General features: G+C 61.1%; 17 protein-coding genes and 1 pseudogene. 6 read left to right on the forward strand and 12 right to left on the reverse strand.

Annotation, left to right across the window (positions count from 1 at the left end):
• Positions 1–16: 16 nt before the first annotated feature.
• From HU731_RS28945 to HU731_RS15085, 3 genes and pseudogenes are all read right to left on the reverse strand, one after another.
• Positions 17–877: a methyl-accepting chemotaxis protein gene (locus HU731_RS28945; protein WP_437180736.1), complete on the reverse strand. Its 861-nt coding sequence runs from the start codon at positions 875–877 to the stop codon at positions 17–19.
• A 42-nt stretch (positions 878–919) separates the two neighbouring features.
• Positions 920–1,993, reverse strand: a pseudogene (locus tag HU731_RS28950) (Cache 3/Cache 2 fusion domain-containing protein); the annotation flags it as partial.
• Between the two features lie 176 nt (positions 1,994–2,169).
• Positions 2,170–3,090, reverse strand: a complete 921-nt coding sequence (locus tag HU731_RS15085) for a LysR substrate-binding domain-containing protein (RefSeq protein WP_003195439.1) — start codon at positions 3,088–3,090, stop codon at positions 2,170–2,172.
• Between the two features lie 152 nt (positions 3,091–3,242).
• On the opposite strand from HU731_RS15085, the gene HU731_RS15090 reads away from it, so the two are divergent.
• Positions 3,243–4,646, forward strand: coding sequence for a NorM family multidrug efflux MATE transporter (locus HU731_RS15090; RefSeq protein WP_186607050.1), 1,404 nt, complete (start codon positions 3,243–3,245; stop codon positions 4,644–4,646).
• Positions 4,647–5,226: 580 nt separating this feature from the next.
• Here HU731_RS15090 and HU731_RS15095 read toward each other — a convergent pair.
• A complete protein-coding gene (locus tag HU731_RS15095) occupies positions 5,227–6,891 on the reverse strand; it encodes a putative bifunctional diguanylate cyclase/phosphodiesterase (RefSeq protein WP_186607051.1) in 1,665 nt (554 codons plus the stop codon).
• A 267-nt stretch (positions 6,892–7,158) separates the two neighbouring features.
• Here HU731_RS15095 and rep point away from each other — a divergent pair, with 267 nt between their 5' ends.
• On the forward strand, positions 7,159–9,168 hold the full coding sequence (gene rep, locus HU731_RS15100; RefSeq protein WP_186607052.1) for a DNA helicase Rep: 2,010 nt from the start codon (positions 7,159–7,161) through the stop codon (positions 9,166–9,168).
• 58 nt (positions 9,169–9,226) lie between these two features.
• Positions 9,227–9,799 carry a xanthine phosphoribosyltransferase gene (locus tag HU731_RS15105; protein ID WP_003195447.1) on the forward strand — a complete coding sequence of 191 codons (573 nt, stop codon included), beginning with the start codon at positions 9,227–9,229 and terminating at the stop codon, positions 9,797–9,799.
• A 122-nt stretch (positions 9,800–9,921) separates the two neighbouring features.
• Here HU731_RS15105 and HU731_RS15110 read toward each other — a convergent pair whose 3' ends face one another.
• The 6 genes from HU731_RS15110 to dadA all read right to left on the reverse strand — a co-directional run bounded on the left by HU731_RS15110 (position 9,922) and on the right by dadA (position 16,022).
• Entirely contained in the window at positions 9,922–11,844 is a 1,923-nt protein-coding gene (locus tag HU731_RS15110) for an acetyl-CoA hydrolase/transferase C-terminal domain-containing protein (protein WP_186607053.1), read from the reverse strand.
• 139 nt (positions 11,845–11,983) lie between these two features.
• Positions 11,984–12,394, reverse strand: a complete 411-nt coding sequence (locus HU731_RS15115; protein WP_003195451.1) for a c-type cytochrome — start codon at positions 12,392–12,394, stop codon at positions 11,984–11,986.
• Between the two features lie 182 nt (positions 12,395–12,576).
• A complete protein-coding gene (locus HU731_RS15120) occupies positions 12,577–13,125 on the reverse strand; it encodes a type II toxin-antitoxin system RelB family anti-toxin (protein WP_032894548.1) in 549 nt (182 codons plus the stop codon).
• A gap of 116 nt (positions 13,126–13,241) precedes the next feature.
• On the reverse strand, positions 13,242–14,315 hold the full coding sequence (alr, locus tag HU731_RS15125) for an alanine racemase (RefSeq protein ID WP_186607054.1): 1,074 nt from the start codon (positions 14,313–14,315) through the stop codon (positions 13,242–13,244).
• A gap of 80 nt (positions 14,316–14,395) precedes the next feature.
• Positions 14,396–14,749, reverse strand: coding sequence for a RidA family protein (locus HU731_RS15130; RefSeq protein WP_056790950.1), 354 nt, complete (start codon positions 14,747–14,749; stop codon positions 14,396–14,398).
• Complete coding sequence (gene dadA / locus HU731_RS15135) at positions 14,721–16,022, reverse strand: D-amino acid dehydrogenase (protein WP_054896021.1); 1,302 nt, start codon at positions 16,020–16,022, stop codon at positions 14,721–14,723. The genes HU731_RS15130 and dadA overlap by 29 nt, the downstream gene beginning before the upstream one ends.
• Before the next feature lie 156 nt (positions 16,023–16,178).
• Here dadA and HU731_RS15140 point away from each other — a divergent pair, with 156 nt between their 5' ends.
• Complete coding sequence (locus HU731_RS15140; protein ID WP_003176896.1) at positions 16,179–16,667, forward strand: Lrp/AsnC ligand binding domain-containing protein; 489 nt, start codon at positions 16,179–16,181, stop codon at positions 16,665–16,667.
• 121 nt (positions 16,668–16,788) lie between these two features.
• Here the strand turns inward: HU731_RS15140 and HU731_RS15145 are convergent, their stop codons facing one another.
• Positions 16,789–17,142, reverse strand: coding sequence for a YkgJ family cysteine cluster protein (locus HU731_RS15145; protein WP_186607055.1), 354 nt, complete (start codon positions 17,140–17,142; stop codon positions 16,789–16,791).
• 115 nt (positions 17,143–17,257) lie between these two features.
• Here HU731_RS15145 and HU731_RS15150 point away from each other — a divergent pair, with 115 nt between their 5' ends.
• A complete protein-coding gene (locus HU731_RS15150; RefSeq protein ID WP_186607056.1) occupies positions 17,258–18,550 on the forward strand; it encodes an NAD(P)/FAD-dependent oxidoreductase in 1,293 nt (430 codons plus the stop codon).
• On the opposite strand, the gene HU731_RS15155 is transcribed toward HU731_RS15150, so the two are convergent.
• Positions 18,551–18,775, reverse strand: a complete 225-nt coding sequence (locus tag HU731_RS15155) for a DUF1127 domain-containing protein (protein ID WP_186607113.1) — start codon at positions 18,773–18,775, stop codon at positions 18,551–18,553. It abuts the gene before it with no gap.
• A 165-nt stretch (positions 18,776–18,940) separates the two neighbouring features.
• On the opposite strand from HU731_RS15155, the gene HU731_RS15160 reads away from it, so the two are divergent.
• Positions 18,941–20,365 carry an aminotransferase-like domain-containing protein gene (locus HU731_RS15160; protein WP_186607057.1) on the forward strand — a complete coding sequence of 475 codons (1,425 nt, stop codon included), beginning with the start codon at positions 18,941–18,943 and terminating at the stop codon, positions 20,363–20,365.
• Positions 20,366–20,390: the final 25 nt, after the last annotated feature.

Consider the following 20,390-nt stretch of genomic DNA (forward strand, 5'->3'; position numbering starts at 1 on the left):
TGTGTTTGGCAATGCCTCAGCGAAACCGATCCACCTCATGGCGCAAGCCTGCCGCCAAGGTCTCCAGTTCCTTGGCGGTAACCGCCAGGTTCGACACCACTTCACGCTGCTCGCTGTTGGCCAGCGCAATGCTCTGCAGGTTGGCGCTGAGCAAGGTCGCGGTGCTGCTCTGTTCTTGCGTGGCGGTGGTGATCGCCGCGAACTGCTGGCCGGCCGAGCGGCTTTGCTCGTCGATACGCGCCAGGGCCGAGGCCACGTCGGCGTTGCGCGACAGGCCTTCCTGCATCAGCGCATTGCCATGCTCCATGGTGCTGATGGCGTTGCCGGTTTCCTGCTGGATGCTCTGGATCATGCCGGAGATTTCATCGGTGGCCTGGCGGGTGCGCGAAGCCAGGTTGCGCACCTCATCGGCGACCACCGCGAAACCACGGCCTTGCTCACCGGCGCGGGCGGCTTCGATGGCGGCGTTGAGCGCCAACAGGTTGGTCTGTTCGGCGATGGCGGTAATCACACCAACGATCCCGCCGATTTCCTGGGACCGCTGGCCCAGGGTGTTGATCACGGCAGCGGTACTGTTCAGGGCGGTGGCGATATGTTCCAGGGACGATGACGCCTCTTGCATCGAGGTACGGCCGATACGCGTTTGCTGGGCATTCTCTTGGGCCAGGCGCTCGGTATTACCCATGTTGTCGGCGATATTCAGCGAGGTCGCGCTGAACTCTTCCACCGCGCCGGCCATGCTGGTGATCTCGCCGGACTGTTGCTCCATGCCTTCGTAGGCACCGCCGGACAAGCCCGACAGCGCCTGGGCGCGGCTGTTGACCTGTTCGGCGGCGGTACGGATATGCGACACCATGGTCGACAGCGCTTCACCCATCTGGTTGAAACTGCGCGCCAACTGGCCGATTTCGTCATGGCTGGACACATTGAGCCGCGCACTCAAATCCCCCGCGCCCAGCGCCTGGGCCTGGCGCACCAGTTCGCTCAATGGCGCCAGCTTGCTGCGCAGCAGCCACACCGTGGCGCCCACTGCCAACAACATCGCCAACACGCTGCCGATCACCAGGCGGATGCCGACTTCCCAGGTCACTGCGCGAATCTCAGCCTTGGGCATGCTCGCTACCACCGCCCAAGGGCCGCCTTCGAACGGCACCGAGACGCTATAGAAATCTTCGTTCTTGTCACTCCAGAAACGGCCCGCACCTGGCTTTTTCGCCAGGTCGAGCATCACGGCAATCGCCTGATCCGGCGCTTGCACGCCAGCCGGCGGCACCAGCCAGTGCTTTTGCTCATCCAACAGCGCGAGGGAGCCGGTCTGGCCGATACGGAAGCGCTTGAGGTTTTCAAACTGGGCGTTCTGGGCATCGGTGTAATCGAAACCGATGAACAGCACGGCAATGACCTGGCCACTGCTGTCACGCACGGGGCTGTATTGGGTCATGTAGGAACGGTCGAACAACACGGCACGGCCGATGTAGGTCTGGCCGCTCACAACGCGCTGGTAGGCCGCGCCCTGACGCTCGAGCACGGTGCCAATGGCGCGATTGCCATCCTGCTTGGCCAGGGAGGTGCTGACGCGGATAAAGTCATCGCCGCTGCGCACGAACACCGTGGCCACGCCACCGGACATCTGCTTGAACTCATCCACTTCTTCGAAGTTGTTGTTCAGCACCTCGTTGCCCAGGTAGAGGCTCGGCGTCTGCACGCCGGCCACGGTCACGGGCTGGTCCGCACGCACACTCAAGCCGGCGCCGAAGCGCTTTTCAAACAGCCCGCTCAAACGCTGGGTGCTTTCGCGCAAGGTGCTGTGGAAGGTGTTGAGTTGGTCGGCGAGCAAACGCGCCTCGCTGGCCAAGTGTTCCTCGCGGGTGGCGAGGTTGGCGGAGTCGAGGGTACGCAGGGCAAAGACCGTACTGCCGCTGATGACGACAGCCAGAATCACGGCGAGTGCAAGGCCTAACTGGGAGGCAATCCGGGCGCGGGGTTGAGACATGACAGCTCCTGGCCGAGGCCAGGATCATCCTGATCTCATAGCGCTGCTCGGCAAATTATCTAGTGGGAAACGGTAGTGCACGATGGTTCCAACACCTTTCTTCGGCGGCATTTGGCAATACTTGAGCGAATCACAGGGGTATCCCGCAAACGATTGCACTAACGGTCCGGCCCTACTCAATCGAGGCGTTCGACCTGGGGCAATTCCATCGCCTTGACTTCACCTTGAAGAAATTCTGCCAGCCGTCGCAAGCGCTCCCCGCCGGGGCGGGTTTTCGGCCACACCAGGTAGTAGCTTTCCCCACTGGCGACCGCCGTGGGCCACGGCAGGCTCAAGCGCCCCTGCGCCACGTCTTCGGCCACCATCAGCAAATCACCCATGGAGACGCCATAGCCTCGGGCGGCGGCAATCATGCCCAGCTCAAGCGTGTCGAACACTTGCCCGCCCTTGAGTGAAACCTGAGACGAGAGCCCCATGCGCTGCAACCAGTAACGCCAGTCGCGACGGTCCGGGGTCGGGTGCAGCAGTTCGGCGGTTGCCAACCGCGTCACGTCCCAGGGACCGTCGTCCAGCAGATTGGGCGCTCCCACCGGGATGAGCATTTCCGCAAACAGGTAACTGGCCTCCCAGTCCGCCGGAAAATGCCCGTTGCTGAGCAACACCGCGCAGTCGAATGGCTCTTGGTTGAAGTCCACTTCATCGATGCTCATCCACGCACTGGTGAGTTGCACCTCATTGCCTGGCTGCAAGGCGCGGAAGCGACTCAACCGCGCCAGCAGCCAGCGCATGGTCAAGGTGGACGGCGCCTTCATACGCAGGATGTCATCTTCGGCATTCAAGGTATGGCACGCACGCTCCAGGGCAGCGAAGCCTTCCCGTACGCCAGGCAGCAACAAACGCGCCGCTTCCGTGAGCTGTAACGTACGACCGCTGCGCTGGAACAATCGGCAGGCGAAATAATCTTCGAGCGTACGGATATGCCGGCTGATCGCACTTTGGGTAATCGACAATTCCTCAGCCGCGCGGGTAAACGAGTGGTGGCGGGAGGCGGCTTCAAATGCCCGCAAAGCGTAAAGAGGAGGAAGACGACGAGACATGCTGAAAGCTCCGACTGCGCAATCTGGAAACCCTACCAGAATCGCTAATGCATGAGTTTTAATCATGCCAACGATCGCTTTTATCCTTTTGTGCAATGCGCTGAATGCGCCGAGAATCAACCCTTCCCCATCTTCCTGACCATTCGAGTGTGATGATCATGCAACATCCGGCACGTACCGAACTCTGGGCCATTCTGCGGCTATCGGGGCCGTTGATTGCCTCACAGTTGGCGCACATGCTGATGGTGCTGACCGACACCTTGATGATGGCGCGCTTGTGCCCCGAGGCACTGGCCGGCGGTGGCCTGGGCGCGGCGAGCTATTCGTTCGTGGCGATCTTCTGCATCGGCGTGATCGCGGCCGTGGGCACCCTGGTCGCCATTCGCCACGGTGCGGGCGATATCGCCGGCGCCACCCGCCTCACCCAGGCCGGGCTGTGGCTGGCGTGGTTGATGGCCCTGGCGGCGGCGCTGCTGTTATGGAACTTGAAGCCGGTACTGCTGATGTTCGGCCAGACCGAAACCAACGTGCAAGCGGCCGGGCAATTCCTGACGATCCTGCCCTTTGCCCTGCCCGGCTACCTGAGCTTCATGGCCCTGCGCGGTTTTACCAGCGCCATCGGCAAGGCCACCCCGGTGATGGTGATCAGCCTGTGCGGCACCGTGGTCAACTACCTGCTCAACCATGCGCTGATCGAAGGCATGTTCGGCCTGCCGAAACTGGGCCTGATGGGCATTGGCCTGGTGACCGCCATCGTCGCCAATGGCATGGCGCTGGCATTGATGTGGTACATCCGCAGCAACCGCGCCTACGCCGCCTACCCGCTGGGCACCGGCCTGCTGCGCCTGAATACCCACTACCTGCGCGAGCTGTGGCGCCTGGGCCTGCCGATTGGCGGCACCTATGCGGTAGAGGTCGGGTTGTTTGCCTTTGCGGCGTTGTGCATGGGCACCATGGGCAGCACGCAGTTGGCGGCGCACCAGATCGCCCTGCAGATTGTCTCGGTGGCTTTTATGGTGCCGGCGGGGATGTCCTACGCGGTGACCATGCGCATCGGTCAGCACTACGGCGCCGGACAGTTGCTGATAGCACGCCTGGCCGGGCGGGTCGGCATAGGGTTCGGCGCCATGGTGATGTTGGGATTTGCCGCGGTGCTGTGGCTGTTTTCCGACCCGCTGATCGGACTGTTCCTCGACCATGACGACCCGGCATTCCATGACGTCATCGTCCTGGCGGTAAGCCTGCTGGCCGTCGCCGCCTGGTTTGAATTGTTCGACGGTGTGCAGACCATCGCCATGGGTTGTATCCGTGGCTTGAAGGACGCCAAGACCACCTTCCTGGTGGGGTTGGGTTGCTATTGGCTGATTGGTGCACCGTCGGCCTGGTTGATGGCGTTCACCCTGGGCTGGGGACCAACCGGCGTCTGGTGGGGCCTGGCACTGGGCCTGGCGTGTGCGGCGGTGAGCCTGACCTGGGCGTTTGAGGCGAAGATGAAACGGATGATTCGGCAGGAGCCGGATGCTCCTGTTGGATTCCAAGCGGCACTGCCTGACTAGCGAATGCACGCGGTCCATGTGGGAGCTGGCTTGCCTGCGATAGCGGTAGTGAATCCAACACCGCCATCGCAGCACAGGATCTACACAACTTTGTGGGTTGTAACAGCAGACGGTAACCACGATGCGAAGCGAGCCGCTCTTGATCTTGCTCTTGATCTGCTTTTGATCTCAGGCGCCCCGTTAAACCACGCTGGCCGGAATTCGACAGGGATTTGGGGGGTAAACCGGCAGGGATGCCGGTTTAGCCGCCCCGCGCCATGGATGGCGCGTGGCGGCGGCCCCCCAAATCACTGGCGGATTACGGGCACACCGAGCCCAAGCGAGGTGCCGAGTGGTGGGGCAAGAGCGCTTTGCTTACTTTCGCGCTTTTCGAAAGTGAGCCGCCGTCAGGGCGGAACCCTAAGTAGCCGTTACCGCAGCAATGGATATATACCCAATCCAACTGTGTCGCCTGCCAGGCCGCCTTCGCGAGCAAGCCCGCTCCCACAGTGGGATCGTTGGAGTGTCAGGTAGATAGGCGTCGGCTGCCAGGCCGCTATCGCAGGCAAGCCCGCTCCCACATTTGAACCACTTTAAAGGCTTAACCCAACAGCGCCTGCTGGCTTTGCCCGAACAGCAGGTATTCCACCAGTTCTGGCAAGGGCAACGGCTTGCTGATCAGGTAACCCTGGACCTGGTCGCACCCAAACAAACGCAAAAGCTCAAGCTGCTCGGGGGTTTCCACGCCTTCGGCCACCACTTCCAGGTTGAGGTTGTGGGCCAGGTTGATCATGGCGTGCACCAGCTTGCGGTTTTCTTCGCGCTCTTCCATGCCGCCGACAAAGCTCTTGTCGATCTTCAACAAGGCAATCGGCAGGCTGTTGAGGTGCACAAACGATGAGAAACCGGTGCCGAAGTCATCCAGGGAAAACCGCACCCCCAGCCGGCCAAGGGCGTCCATGGTCTGCTTGACCAGGTCGCTGCGGCGCATCACCGCGGTTTCGGTCAGTTCGAACTCCAGCCATTGCGCTTCCACGCCGCGCTCGGCAATCAGGCGGCTGAGGGTGGACAGCAACTGACTGTCCTGGAACTGGCGGAATGACAGGTTGACCGCCATGTGCAGCGGCGGCAGGCCGCGTTCGCGCAGGTCTTGCATGTCGCGCAGGGCGCGGGAGATCACCCAGTACCCCAATGGCACGATCAGGCCACTCTGTTCGGCCAGCGGCACGAATTCGCTGGGCGGCAACAAACCGCGCTCGCCGTGGCGCCAACGCACCAGGGCTTCGAGGCCAACGATATGGCCGTCGTCCAGGTCCAGGCGCGGCTGGTAATGCAGTTCCAACTCATCGCGACGCAAGGCCCGGCGCAGTTCGCTTTCCAGGTCGGCCAGGCTGCGGGCGTTGCGGTTGATGCGTTCATTGAAGATATGAAAGGTGCAGCCCTGGGTGCTTTTGGCCTGCTGCATGGCGATATGGGCGTGCCACATCAACGGGTCGGCGCCAGCGCGAGCGCGCGCATGGGCCATGCCCAGGCTGCAACCGATCAACAGGCTTTCGCCGTCCACCCAATAGGGCTCGGCCATCACTTCGGTGATGCGCTCGGCCATCCATTCGGCGCGCTGGGGCGCCCGGCGGGTGTCGATCAACAAGGCAAACTCATCGCTGCCCAGGCGCGCCAGTTGGTCCCCGGCTTCGAGCTGGCTCTTGAGCCGCGACACCACTTGCAGGATCAACCGGTCGCCCGCCTGATGGCCGAGGGCATCGTTAGCGTGACGAAAGTTGTCCAGGTCCAGGTGACCGAGGGCCAGGCCACGGCCGTCGTTTTCCGCCAAGCGCGCGGCCAGCAAGGTCTGGAAACCCTGGCGGTTGGCAATACCGGTGAGCGGGTCCTGCTCGGCCAGGCGCTGCAAGGTGTTCTCCAGCACGCCGCGCTCGCGCACATGGCGCAGGCAGCGGCGCAATGTGTCGGCGTCCAATGCATCCAACACCAACCAATCGCTCACACCCAGCGGCGACACCAGTGGCTCCTGCTCCAGCAGCAATACACACGGCAGGCTGCACCGGCCGGGGCCGGGCTGCAGGCTGGGCGTGGTCAATAACACAGCACCCTGGTCGTCATCGAACAGGCGGCTTACCGAGTCCCAGTTGGGCGCACTGATCAGCACAGCCCCTTCGCCCATCGGCGCCAGGCACTCGCGCAACAACGCCGCCCACTCGGGCTCATCGGCCAGCAGCAGCAAACGCAAGGGTTCGACAGGCGTAGACACGCTAACTCCCTAGACTCTGCAAAATTTCATTAGCGGTGCCATTATGACGTGCGGCCTGACAATGACAAAGGATGACAAATGATAGGTGTTATCAAACACGCAGACTGTAAATATTAGTCTCGAATAATCCTTAACATCCTGCGGCAAAGTAGCAAAACCGGCAAATTTAGATCGAGTGGTACGTCACACCGTCGTTCTATGGCAGCAGAATCTTTCCAGCCTGTTAAAATGCCCGCCCTTTTGAACAACGACCCCTAAAAATTCCGTATGTCCCGACTCAATCCCCGGCAGCAAGAAGCCGTGAACTACGTCGGCGGCCCTCTATTGGTGCTCGCCGGTGCAGGCTCCGGCAAGACCAGCGTGATCACCCGCAAGATCGCGCACTTGATCCAGAACTGCGGCATCCGCGCCCAGTACATCGTCGCCATGACCTTTACCAACAAGGCGGCGCGGGAAATGAAAGAGCGCGTCGGCACCCTGCTCAAGGGTGGCGAAGGCCGTGGCCTCACCGTGTGTACCTTCCACAACCTGGGCCTGAACATCATCCGCAAGGAGCATGTGCGGCTGGGCTACAAGCCGGGCTTCTCGATCTTCGACGAGACCGACGTCAAAGCCTTGATGACCGACATCATGCAGAAGGAATACGCGGGCGACGACGGCGTCGACGAGATCAAGAACATGATCGGCGCCTGGAAAAACGACCTGATCCTGCCCGCCGAAGCCCTGGAAGCCGCGCGCAACCCCAAGGAGCAGACCGCCGCCATCGTCTACACCCACTACCAGCGCACGCTCAAGGCGTTCAATGCGGTGGACTTCGACGACCTGATCCTGCTGCCGGTCAAGCTGTTCCAGGAGCACAAGGACATCCTGGAAAAGTGGCAAAACAAGGTGCGCTACCTGCTGGTGGACGAATACCAGGACACCAACGCCAGCCAATACCTGCTGGTGAAGTTGCTGATCGGCACGCGCAACCAGTTCACCGTGGTGGGCGATGACGACCAATCGATCTACGCCTGGCGCGGCGCCCGCCCGGAAAACCTGATGCTGCTCAAGGAAGACTACCCCTCCTTGAAAGTGGTGATGCTGGAGCAGAACTACCGCTCCACCAGCCGCATCCTGCGCTGCGCCAACGTGCTGATCTCCAACAACCCCCACGAGTTTGAAAAACAACTGTGGAGCGAGATGGGCCATGGCGACGAGATCCGTGTGATCCGCTGCCGCAACGAAGACGCCGAAGCCGAGCGCGTGGCCGTGGAAATCCTCAGCCTGCACTTGCGCACCGACCGGCCCTACAGCGACTTTGCGATCCTGTATCGCGGCAACTACCAGGCCAAGCTGATCGAGCTGAAGCTGCAGCATCACCAGGTGCCGTATCGCCTGTCGGGCGGCAATAGCTTTTTCGGACGCCAGGAAGTCAAAGACCTGATGGCCTACTTCCGGCTGATCGTGAACCCGGACGACGACAACGCCTTCCTGCGCGTGATCAACGTGCCACGCCGGGAAATCGGCTCGACGACCCTGGAAAAGCTCGGCAACTACGCCACCGAACGCAAGATCTCCATGTACGCCGCCACCGACGAAATCGGCCTGGGCGAACACCTGGACACGCGCTTCACCGATCGCCTGTCACGCTTCAAGCACTTCATGGACAAGGTGCGCGAGCAGTGCGCCGGCGAAGACCCGATCAGCGCCCTGCGCAGCATGGTCATGGACATCGACTATGAAAACTGGCTGCGCACCAACAGTTCCAGCGACAAGGCCGCGGATTACCGCATGGGCAACGTCTGGTTCCTGATCGAAGCGCTGAAGAACACCCTGGAAAAAGACGAAGACGGCGAAATGACCGTCGAGGACGCCATCGGCAAGCTGGTGTTGCGCGACATGCTCGAGCGCCAGCAAGAAGAGGAAGACGGCGCCGAAGGCGTGCAGATGATGACCTTGCATGCGTCCAAGGGCCTGGAATTTCCCTACGTGTTCATCATGGGCATGGAAGAGGAAATCCTCCCGCACCGCTCCAGTATCGAAGCCGACACCATCGAAGAAGAACGCCGCCTGGCCTACGTGGGCATTACCCGCGCACGTCAGACCCTGGCCTTCACCTTTGCCGCCAAGCGCAAGCAATACGGTGAAATCATCGATTGTGCCCCCAGCCGGTTCCTGGATGAACTGCCGCCGGACGACCTGGCCTGGGAAGGCAATGACGACACGCCCACCGAGGTGAAGGCCGTTCGCGGCAACACCGCCTTGGCGGATATACGCGCGATGCTAAAGCGCTAGAATCGACTACTTTTTAATCTACTTTCGGCGCACAACGCGCCATTAGAGGAAGCTTTCCGTGGAAGCACTGCACAAGAAAATTCGCGAAGAAGGCATCGTGCTTTCCGATCAGGTCCTCAAGGTTGACGCCTTTTTGAACCACCAGATCGACCCGGCGCTGATGAAACTGATCGGCGACGAGTTCGCCGCACTGTTCAAGGATTCGGGCATCACCAAGATCGTCACCATCGAAGCCTCGGGCATTGCCCCGGCCATCATGACCGGGCTGAACCTGGGCGTGCCGGTGATCTTCGCCCGCAAGCAGCAATCCTTGACCCTCACGGAAAACCTGCTGTCGGCCACGGTGTATTCCTTCACCAAGAAAACCGAAAGCACCGTGGCGATCTCCCCGCGCCACCTGACCAGCAGCGACCGCGTGCTGGTGATCGATGACTTTTTGGCCAACGGCAAGGCGTCCCAGGCGCTGATCTCGATCATCAAGCAGGCCGGCGCGACCGTCGCCGGCCTGGGCATTGTGATCGAGAAGTCGTTCCAGGGTGGGCGTGCAGAACTGGATGCGCAGGGTTATCGAGTTGAGTCGCTGGCGCGGGTGAAGTCGCTGGCCGGTGGTGTCGTGACCTTTATCGAGTAATCACTAACTAAATGTGGGAGCTGGCTTGCCTGCGATAGCGGTGTATCAGGCGACAGAGGTGTCGACTGAAAGACCCTCATCGCAGGCAAGCCAGCTCCCACATTGGGTTTTGCGTTGGCCTATCAGTGGGCGGTGGCCTGCAGGCCAGCCAGCAGCAAGCGTTGATACAGGTCTTCCTTGATGCCCTCCGGCTTATCCAGGCGCATGCGCTGCAAATGCGTGGGAAATGCCTCCGGCTCAGGCGCGTCGAGTGCGGCCTTGCCCAACTCCAGAATCTCCGTGAGCTTGAATTTGCTCTTGAGCCAGTTCAGCGCCCGTAACAAATCCCGCTCTTCATCCGTGAAGTCGCTGCCCAGGGGGTATTCCGGGAACAGGCGACGATGCCTGGCCTGAATCGCCTGGAGCCGCTCTGGCGTGTTGTCGGCAAAACGCGGATCCAGCCGGAAATCCTTGGGTAATTTGCCGGCCTTTTGCGCCTGTTCAATCAAGTCGTGCTGGAACCTTGAGTCAGTGATGTTCAGCAACGCTTCGATCACCTTGGCATCCGTCTGACCGCGTAAGTCGGCAATGCCGTATTCGGTAATGACAATATCCCGCAGGTGCCGGGGAATGGTGCAGTGGCCATATTCCCAGACGATATTGGAACTGACCTCCCCCGCCGACTCGCGCCAGCTGCGCAAAATCAGGATTGAGCGAGCGCCTTCCAGTGCATGCCCCTGGGCCACGAAGTTGTATTGCCCACCCACGCCACTGAGCACGCGACCGTCTTCCAACTGATCGGCCACGCCAGCGCCGAGCAAGGTGACCATGATGGCACTGTTGATAAACCGCGCATCCAGGCGCTGCAGGCGCTTGAGCTCTTCCTGACCGTACAGCTCGTTGATGTAGCTGATGCGGGTCATGTTGAATGCCTGGCGATTGGCGTGGGGCATCTCCTGCAAGCGCTGGTAAAAACTGCGCGGCCCCAGGAAGAAACCGCCATGGATCGACACGCCGTCGGGTTGCGCGGCGTCGTCCAGGGTGCCTGCGTTGGCCTGCGTCTGGGTCGCCACATCCGGGTAGACCTTGCGCCGCACAATCCCGGCATCGGCCAATACCAGCAGGCCGTTGACGAACATCTCGCTGCAACCGTAAAGGCCACGGGCAAACGGCTCGACGCCGCCTTCGCGGCTGATCAACGGCGCCCACTGGTACACATCCAAGTCGGTGAGCAACAGGCGATAGGCCTCGTTGTCGGCCTGGCGCGCCAGCAAGGCCGCCGTCAGCGCATCGCCCATGGAGCCGATACCGATCTGCAACGTACCGCCATCACGCACCAGGGTACTGGCATGCAGGCCGATAAAATGGTCCTGAAAGCCCACCGGCATGTTCGGGGTGGAGAACAACGTGGTGCTGTCTTTTTCATCCAGCAGGTAATCGAACTCATCCATGCCCAACTCGGCATCGCCGGGCATGTAGGGCAAGTCGCTATGGACCTGGCCAACGATCAGGATGGTCTCCCCGGCCGCGCGGCGCTTGGCGATCATGGGCAGCAGGTCGAGGGTGATATCCGGGTTGCAGCTCAGGCTCAGGCGGTCGGGATGCTCGCTGCTACTGGCAACCAGTTGCGCCACCAGGTTCAGGCCGGCGGCATTGATGTCGCGCGCCGCATGGCTGTAGTTGCTGCTGACGTAATCCTGCTGCGCCGCGGCGCTGTGGAGCAGGCTGCCGGGCTGCATGAAGAATTGCTGCACACGGATATTCTTCGGCAGGCTGCCCTTGTGCAGGTCCGCGAGGAAATCCAGCTCAGGGTAGTCGCCAAACACCCGTTCGATGAACGGTTCGATAAAGCGCTTTTGAAGACCGTCACCCTGGGTAGGCCGGCCCAGGCTCAGGGCGGTATAAAGCGTGAGCGCCCGCTCGGGCAACTGCGCGATGCGCCGGTACAGCGCGTTGACGAAAAGGTTGGGCTTGCCCAGCCCCAGCGGCATGCCCATGTGGATATGCGCCGGCAGGCGCTCCAGTACGTCGTCAACTGCTTGCTCGATTGAACACAACTGCACCATCCGACTGCTCCCGAACATTCCATGAATTAGGGGTTGGACCGAGCTTGCCGGGTCTTTGCTGCAATGAACAGCCTCAATACATAAATCGCAGGCACAAAAAAGCCGCTCGTAAGCGGCATTTTTGGCGAAGATCGGCCGATTAGAGCCCGGACATCTTCTTGATCGCACCCTTGAGGTCGTCATCCGAGCAGTCAGCGCAGGTGCCTTTAGGCGGCATGGCGTTGATACCGGTGATGGCCTTGGCCAGGATGCCATCGAGGCCACCTTGATGGTCGGCGCGTTCTTTCCATGCGGCGGTGTCGCCAATTTTCGGCGCACCCAACAAGCCCGTGCTGTGGCAGGCATTACAGTGCTTGGCGATGATCTCATCCGGTGTTTTCGCGCCGCCGCCGCCGGCTGCCACGGCAACTTCCATGCCCTTGCATTCCTGGCCCTGGACGCAAACCTGGCCCACAGGCTCCAGGCGCTTGGCAATGTCGTCGTTGGTCGCAGCTTGAGCGCTGACAGCCCATAGGGCCAGTACGGTTGCTGGTGCAGCCAGCATTTTCATAATTAGGTTCACGCGTTCACCCTCAATGGTGGCTATTCACGCCTGCGGCCACGGTTTCGCAGGCGGCGAAAGTATAACGGTTAGCCCGCCTGGCCGAAACAACCCTATTAAATAAAGGGAGATTCGGCCTCACGGTGTACAGCTGCGGGAACCTCTGCAACGCTGGCAGGGCGCCTCTATTCTTAAAAGTTCGCGGGGGTGGCTGCGCTGATTAGTCGCGCCGGCACGTCGAACGGATTGCGAAAACGATGGGGCCTGGTACTTTCAAAGTAGTAGCTATCGCCCGCCTCGAGCACAAAAGTTTCAAGGCCGACCACCAATTCCAGGCGACCCTCCACCAGAATCCCGGTTTCTTCGCCCTCATGGGTGAGCATTTCTTCGCCCGTGTCGGCACCTGGCGGGTAGATCTCGGTGAGAAACGCGATGGCCCGGCTCGGGCGCGCCCGGCCCACCAGTTTCATGGTGACGGCACCGTCAGAGATGTCGATCAGCTCATTGGCTTTATAGACGATCTGCGTCGGTATTTCCTGGAGGACTTCCTCGGAGAAGAACTCGACCATGGACATGGGGATACCGCCCAGCACCTTGCGCAGGGAGCTGATCGAGGGGCTGACGCTGTTTTTCTCGATCATCGAAATGGTGCTGTTGGTGACGCCCGCACGCTTGGCGAGCTCACGCTGGGAAAGACCTTTGAGTTTACGGATGGATTGCAGTCGTTCGCCGACGTCCAATGCAGGAGCCTCCTAGGATTCAGGCTTTGTTGTAATTGAGCGTTATCATGGCGACAGCGTTCAGTATTTACAACACTTGAGCCTAAATCCCGGCCTGCTCGGTTCGTTGCCGGCGGCTAAGCGCCGCAATAGAGCCTTGGCACTCGGCGCAGGTTGCAGAAGATCTGATAGGGGATAGTCTCGGCGGCCACGGCAACATCACTGGCGAGGATGTGCTTGCCCCACAGCTCCACAGTGGAACCAAGGCCCGCCTGGGGCAGGTCGGTGAGGTCGACACACAGCATGTCCATGGACACGCGCCCCAGCAACCGGCTGCGCTGGCCAGCCACCAGCACCGGTGTGCCGGTGGGCGCATGGCGCGGGTAACCGTCGGCATAGCCCATGGCAACCACACCGATGCGCATCGGCTTGGGCGTGACGAACCTGGCGCCGTAGCCCACCGGCTCACCGGCCGGCAATTCGCGCACGCAGATCACTTTGGATTCCAGGGTCATCACCGGCTGCAAGCGTGCAGCAAGGGCCTGGTCTTCGCCAAAGGGCGTTGCGCCGTACAGCATGATACCGGGGCGCACCCAGTCGCTGGACACGCTCGGCCAGCCCAATACAGACGGTGAGTTGCGCAGGCTGACCTCAGCCGCCAGCCCCTGGCGCGCCGCCTCGAAGACCGTTACTTGTTCGTTGCTGCTGACGCAATCGAGCTCATCGGCGCGGGCAAAATGGCTCATCAATACGATCTTCGCCACTTTGCCGCTGGCGAGCAGGCGCTGATACGCCTCCTGGTAATCCTTGGGGTGCAGGCCCACACGGTGCATGCCCGAGTCCAGCTTCAGCCACACCGTCAGCGGTTTGCTCAGGCGCGCCTGTTCGATGGCTTCCAACTGCCATAACGAATGCACCACGCACCACAAATCCTGCTCGATGATCAGTGGCAGTTCGTCGGCTTCGAAAAAACCTTCCAGCAGCAACACCGGCGCACGAATGCCGGCTGCGCGCAGTTCCAGCGCTTCCTCGATGCACGCCACGGCAAACCCGTCAGCTTCGGCTTCCAGCGCCTGGGCCACGGGCACCGCACCATGGCCGTAGGCATCGGCCTTGATCACGGCAAGGGCCTTGGCCCCGGTGACTTCTCGGGCCAATTGGTAGTTATGGCGCAGGGCTTGGAGGTCGATCAAGGCACGGGCTGGACGCATGGCGGCAGGCTTCTAGGCAGCAAAAGTAAATAAAAAACCGGTGCCGACCAACAACGTCGGCACCGGGAGAGGGATGCTTGTTAAGGCAGCGCAGCCACGACAGACAGCTCTACCAGAATCTCGGGTTCGCACAGCTTGGCTTGCACGGTGGCGCGGGCCGGGGCGACGCCTTTGGGCAGCCATTTGTCCCATACCGCGTTCATCAGGGCGAAGTCGGCGTCGATATCCTTCAGATAGATCGTCACCGACAGCAACTTGGTCTTGTCGGTACCGGCAAGGTCCAGCAAGCGCTCGATATTGACCAGGGTTTCACGGGTCTGCTGTTCAATCCCGGCGCTCATGTCGTCGCCGACTTGCCCTGCCAAGTACACGGTACCGCTGTGGACAACGATCTGGCTCATGCGCTCATTGGTGAGCTGGCGCTGGATTGACATGTTGTGCGGACTCCTGGTGGTTGCCATAACGGGAAATATCGAGGCCTGCGGCGCTGATCTGTGGGGTTTTCTTCGCCATCAGGTCGGCCAGCAAGCGACCCGAACCACAGGCCATGGTCCAACCGAGGGTACCGTGGCCTGTGTTCAGAAACAGGTTCTTGAACGGCGTGGCACCCACAATCGGTGTGCCGTCCGGAGTGGTCGGACGCAGACCGGTCCAGAAACTGGCTTGGGCCAGATCGCCGCCCTGAGGATAAAGGTCGTTGACGATCATCTCCAGGGTTTCGCGTCGACGTGGGTTCAGCGACAGGTCAAAACCGGCTATTTCAGCCATGCCACCGACGCGAATGCGGTTGTCGAAACGGGTGATCGCGACTTTGTAGGTCTCATCGAGAATGGTCGAGGTCGGCGCCATTGCCGGGTTGGTGATCGGCACGGTCAGCGAATAACCCTTTAGCGGGTACACCGGCGCCTTGATCCCCAATGGCTTGAGCAGCTTGGGCGAGTAACTGCCGAGGGCCAGGACATAGCGATCGGCGGTTTCCAGCTTGCCGTCGATCAGCACACCGTTGATGCGGTCGCCTGCGTAGTCCAGGCGCTGGATGTCTTGTTCGAAGCGGAATTCCACGCCCAACTGTTTGCACATTTCGACCAGGCGCGTGGTGAACATCTGGCAATCGCCCGTCTGGTCATTGGGCAGGCGCAAGGCACCCGCGAGGATATCGGTGACGCTGGCCAGGGCCGGTTCAACCCGGGCAATGCCGGCTCGGTCGAGCAATTCGAATGGCACACCAGACTCTTTCAGCACGGCGATGTCCTTGGCGGCGCCATCGAGTTGGGCCTGGGTGCGGAACAGTTGGGTAGTCCCGAGGCTGCGCCCTTCGTAGGCAATGCCGGTCTCGGCGCGCAATTCGTCAAGGCAGTCGCGGCTGTACTCGGACAGGCGCACCATGCGTTCCTTGTTCACCGCGTAGCGGCTAGCCGTGCAGTTGCGCAGCATCTGCGCCATCCACAGGTATTGGTCGATATCGGCAGTGGCCTTGATCGCCAGCGGCGCGTGGCGCTGAAGCAGCCATTTGATGGCCTTGAGCGGCACACCCGGCGCGGCCCATGGCGAGGCGTAGCCAGGGGACACCTGGCCGGCATTGGCGAAACTGGTTTCCATGGCAGCGGCAGGCTGACGATCAACCACAACAACGTCGAAGCCGGCCCGCGCCAAATAGTAGGCACTGGTCACCCCAATGACGCCGCTACCCAAGACCAGAACGCGCATTTTTATATCCTCATCGCGGGCTCAGCCGCTGACGTGTGTTATTCGAGCAATGATGGGCGCAGTGTAAAAAACAATCAGCAGTGCATTTCACTATATAAATGCCTATATTTGGCGACAATTCTTGGCAAAAACCCTTTTGACAGAGGCGTATCCCCTATGCGTACCAACACCCAGACCAAGCGGGAGCTGGACAAGATCGACCGCAATATCCTGCGCATCCTGCAAACCGACGGGCGTATCTCGTTCACGGAGCTGGGGGAAAAGGTCGGGCTGTCCACCACGCCCTGCACCGAGCGCGTGCGACGCCTGGAGCGCGAAGGGATCATCATGGGCTACAACGCACGGCTCAATCCCCAGCATTTGAAGGGCAGTTTGCTGGTATTTGTCGAGATCAGCCTGGATTACAAGTCGGGTGACACCTTTGAAGAATTTCGCCGAGCCGTGCTGAAACTGCCTCACGTGCTGGAATGCCATCTCGTGTCGGGTGATTTCGACTACCTGGTGAAAGCGCGGATCTCGGAGATGGCTTCGTACCGCAAATTGCTGGGCGATATCCTGCTCAAACTTCCCCATGTGAGGGAATCCAAGAGCTATATCGTGATGGAAGAGGTGAAGGAGAGCCTGAACCTACCGATCCCGGATTGAATTCAACCCCTGTAGGAGCGAGCTTGCTCGCGAAAAACCCGAGGGCGCCACGTTAAACCAGATGCGCTGCGTTATCGTTGACGGTCTTCGCGAGCAAGCTCGCTCCTACAAGATGATCGCGTCAGACCAGCACCTGCCGGGTGCTCGCCATGTACTCATGAATCTGCTTCTCCACCCGCGGATGAATCAACTCCACCGGCCGGCGGCCATTAGGGCACGGCAAGGTCTTGGTGGTGCCGAACAGGCGACAGATCAGCGGCCGCTCGTCATACACCGTGCAGCCCTTGGGCCCAAGGTGCACGCAGTTCAGCTCGTCCATCGCCGCCTCTTGCTCGGCGGCGGTCTTGCGCGGCAGGCGAGACATTTCCTCGGGCGAGGTGGTCACCGGCCCACAGCAGTCGTGGCAACCGGGAACGCACTCGAACGAAGGAATCTGGCGACGCAGCGCGCTGACTTTCTGACTGTTGCAACTCATCGAAACTCATACCGAACGGCGAATAGACGTGGATTCTGACGCAAAACGGCCCGCGCAGACAGCGTCGTGCGACCACTGTATCCTGCGTCAAATTTTCCAGACAGGGAGGTTCCTCATGACCGCCAGCGCCCGGCACACCGCTTCCTACTATGCTGCCAGCAGCGTGCCGCAACCGGATTACCCGACGTTGATGGGTGAGGTAAACGCCGATGTCTGTGTGATCGGCGGGGGGTTCTCCGGGCTCAACACCGCCCTGGAATTGGCCGAGCGCGGCTTTCGCGTGGTGTTGCTGGAAGCGCGCAAGATCGGCTGGGGTGCCAGCGGGCGCAATGGCGGCCAGTTGATTCGCGGTGTCGGCCACGGGCTGGATCAGTTCACCCAGGTGATCGGCAGCGACGGCGTGCGCCAGATGAAGCTGATGGGCCTGGAAGCCGTGGAGATCGTGCGCGAGCGTGTGGAGCGCTTCCAGATCCCCTGTGACCTGACCTGGGGCTACTGCGACCTGGCCAACAAATCCCGCGACCTGCAAGGCCTGGCCGAAGATGCCGAAGAGCTGCACAGCCTGGGTTACCGCCACCAAGTGCGCCTGTTGCAAGCCAGCGAGATGGGCACGGTCATCGGCTCCGATCGCTATGTAGGCGGCATGATCGACATGGGTTCCGGCCACCTGCACCCGCTGAACCTGGCACTGGGTGAGGCCGCCGTTGCCCAGCAGTTGGGCGTGGCGCTGTACGAGCAGTCCCAAGTGACCCGCATCGACTATGGCCCTGAGGTCAAGGTGCATACCGCCCAAGGCACTGTGCGCGCCAAAACCCTGGTACTGGCGTGCAACGCCTACCTAAACGGCCTCAACCCGCAACTGAGCGGCAAGGTGCTGCCCGCCGGCAGCTACATCATTGCCACCGAGCCCTTGAGCCAAGCGCAAGCCACCAGCCTGTTACCGCAGAACATGGCCGTGTGTGACCAGCGCGTGACGGTGGATTACTTCCGTCTGTCCGCCGACCGTCGCCTGTTGTTCGGCGGCGCCTGTCACTATTCCGGTCGAGACCCCAAGGATATCGGCGCCTACATGCGGCCGAAGATGCTGCAGGTATTCCCCCAATTGGCTGACGTGAAGATCGACTACCAATGGGGCGGCATGATCGGCATCGGCGCCAACCGCCTGCCGCAGATTGGCCGCCTGGCTGATCAACCCAACGTGTATTACGCCCAGGCCTATGCCGGCCATGGCCTCAACGCCACGCACCTGGCGGGCAAGCTGCTGGCCGAGGCCATCAGCGGCCAGCAACAGGGGCGCTTCGATCTGTTCGCCCAAGTGCCTCACATCACCTTCCCCGGTGGCAAACACCTGCGTTCGCCGCTGCTGGCCCTGGGGATGCTCTGGCACCGTCTCAAAGAACTGCTCTGATCAATCGCGCCAGAAGGGTTTCAAGCCCTCACGGCGCGCCTGCTCGGCGGTCAGCCCGATGTCGAGTAACTGCTCGCGGCTCAGGTCCAGCAGGGCCTTGCGCGTATGGCGACGGCGCCAGAACAGATTCCAGCGGCCAGGCGCCGAGGCAGTGATCACCTGCTCCTGCCCCGCTTCCAGTTCCTGACTGCGTAACGCCAGCCGTACATCGCTCATGCCGCTCATTTGACTGCCCCTCATTGGCCGGTTGCCTTGAGTGACCAGCATGCGCGGACGGCCAGAACCATGACAGATTCAGCCAACTTTTATTAAACCATACAGATATTCCCTGTGCGTGGCTGAATCCTGTATTTTGCCCCTATCTGTACTGGTCCCTCAGGAGCGAGCACCATGACCCTTTACGTCAACCTCGCCGAATTGCTCGGCACCCGCATCGAACAGGGCTTCTATCGGCCGGGCGATCGGCTGCCTTCAGTGCGGGCCTTGAGCGTGGAGCATGGGGTGAGCCTGAGCACCGTGCAGCAGGCGTATCGGTTGCTTGAAGACAACGGCCTGGCGACGCCCAAGCCCAAGTCGGGCTATTTTGTGCCGGTGGGCCGTGAACTGCCGGCGCTGCCCGAGATAGGCCGCCCGGCCCAACGGCCAGTGGAAATTTCCCAGTGGGACCTGGTGCTGGAACTGATTCGTGCAGTACCGCGCAAAGACGTCATACAGATGGGTCGGGGCATGCCGGATGTACTGTCGCCTACCTTGAAGCCGCTGCTGCGTAGCCTCGCCCGTGTCAGTCGGCGCCAAGACCTGCCGGGCTTGTACTACGACAATATCCTCGGCTGTATGGAGTTGCGTGAGCAAATTGCTCGGCTGTCATTGGACTCCGGCTGCCAACTGAGCGCCGAAGACATCGTGATCACCACCGGTTGTCACGAAGCCCTCTCCGCCAGCATTCACGCCATTTGTGAGCCCGGCGATATCGTCGCGGTGGATTCGCCCAGCTTCCACGGCGCCATGCAGACCCTCAAGGGCCTGGGCATGAAAGCCCTGGAAATCCCCACCGACCCGCTCACCGGCATCAGCCTCGAAGCCCTGGAACTGGCGCTGGAACAGTGGCCGATCAAAGTCATCCAGCTCACCCCAAACTGCAACAACCCCTTGGGCTACATCATGCCGGAAGCGCGCAAACGCGCCTTGCTGACCCTGGCCCAGCGCTTTGACGTGGCGATTATCGAAGACGATGTGTATGGCGAACTGGCCTACAGCTACCCGCGCCCGCGCACCATCAAATCCTTCGATGAAGACGGCCGTGTGCTGCTGTGCAGCTCGTTCTCAAAAACCCTGGCGCCCGGCCTGCGCATTGGTTGGGTCGCACCGGGACGCTATCTGGAACGGGTGCTGCACATGAAATACATCAGCACCGGCTCTACGGCCACGCAGCCGCAGATTGCGATTGCCGAATTCCTCAAAGGCGGCCATTTCGAGCCGCATTTACGCAGGATGCGCGCCCAATACCAACGCAATCGCGACCTGATGCTTGATTGGGTCAGCCGTTATTTCCCCGCTGGCACGCGCGCCAGCCGGCCCCAGGGCAGCTTCATGCTGTGGGTCGAACTGCCTGAAGGGTTCGACACCTTGAAGCTCAACCGCGTGCTGGTGGAGCAAGGCGTACAGGTGGCGGTGGGCAGTATCTTTTCCGCCTCCGGCAAGTACCGTAACTGCTTGCGCATGAACTACGCTGCCAAGCCAACACCGCAGATTGAAGAGGCCGTGCGCAAAGTGGGGGCAGCCGCAGGCAAGATGCTGGAAGAGACGGCGGACTGACCTTTCCCACGCAATTGCCGTCATA

Origin of the sequence: Pseudomonas salmasensis, assembly GCF_014268375.2 — a bacterium.
Lineage (GTDB): Bacteria > Pseudomonadota > Gammaproteobacteria > Pseudomonadales > Pseudomonadaceae > Aquipseudomonas > Aquipseudomonas salmasensis.